The 1,289-nt window shown below is 41.7% G+C and carries 1 protein-coding gene; it reads left to right on the top strand.

Annotated features, from left to right (window positions below; translation table 11 throughout):
* Nucleotides 1–1,289: UPF0182 family protein (locus OGM63_RS20275; protein WP_263747461.1), on the top strand; the 1,289-nt coding region annotated here is incomplete at both ends.

Raw genomic sequence — 1,289 nt, 5'->3', positions numbered from 1 at the left:
GAGGGGGAGTGGGAGACAAGGGGGAGTGGGGGACAAGGGGGAGTGGGGGACAAGGGGACTCCTTGGAGACAACGAGACAAAGCAATTAATAATTCCTCACTCCCGTACAGACGTTCCAGTGGAACGTCTCTACCTAACTCCCCTCCCCCCCTTCCCCCATCTCCCCAAAGACTGAGTTTGCGTTTTCTCCTACCAGTGGTGCTAGGACTGAGTACGCTGGTGGGATTGATTTTAATTTACTATTGTCAGGAAACCCTGAATTTTTGGCATTTTTTAGAAAAATCTTTACTGAGTTCTTTTTACTCAAAACTCGGCACTCAAAACTCAGCACTTGTATTGCTGCTGGGGTTAACAATTTTGATTTTGAGTAATTATCAGTTTTGGTTAAATGCGATCGCATTACTCATCAGTTTACTTTTCGGTTTTCTGCTTTCTGCACGCTGGGATAAATTTTTACAGTATTTCCATCACGTTAGTTTTCAACAAACTGAGCCACTATTTCACAAAGATATTAACTTTTATGTCTTCTCTCTACCGATTTGGGACTTGTTAGCATCTTGGTTATTAGGACTACTTTTATACAGTACAGCATCAATAGCATTAATTTATCTGCTTTCGGGCAACAGTCTGAGTGAAGGTAGATTTAAAGGTTTTTCTGTATCGCAACGACTGCATTTAAACGCTTTAACTAGCTTGCTGATGTTAGCGATCGCTTTTCATTATTACTTGCAGCGCTACCACCTTTTATATTCTACTGATAGTGTAAACTACGGCGCTAGTTATACCGCTGTGGAAATACAGCTACCAATTTATACCTGGTTGAGTTTTTTAGCATTGGCGATCGCAGTTTACCTGCTATTGCGAGTAATAGTTTTGTCCAAAGCGAAAAAAACCAGCTTTACATCGGTTCCTTACCCACGTCAACTGATTTACGCCGTAGGAATTTACGTTATAGTAGCGGCAATTTCTGGGAAAATATTACCTTCGGCAGTTCAACGCTTCATCGTTCAACCGAATGAACTTGCCCGTGAACGTCCATACATTCAGCGCACGATTGAACATACCCGACAGGCATTTAATTTAAATCAGATTGAAGCGCAAACCTTTGACCCCAAAGGTGAATTAACAGCAGCGATTTTGCAAGAAAATGACCAGACGATTCGCAATATTCGTCTTTGGGATACACGTCCATTGCTAGAAACCAATCGTCAATTACAACAAATTCGACCTTATTATAAGTTCTCAGGTGCTGATATTGACCGCTACACTCTGAATTATGAGGGGGAGAG

The organism is Plectonema radiosum NIES-515, assembly GCF_025753815.1.
Lineage (GTDB): Bacteria > Cyanobacteriota > Cyanobacteriia > Cyanobacteriales > Nostocaceae > Hassallia > Hassallia radiosum_A.
The sequence above is the reverse complement of the archived record's forward strand: the minus strand, read 5'-3'. Positions and strand labels throughout refer to the sequence as shown.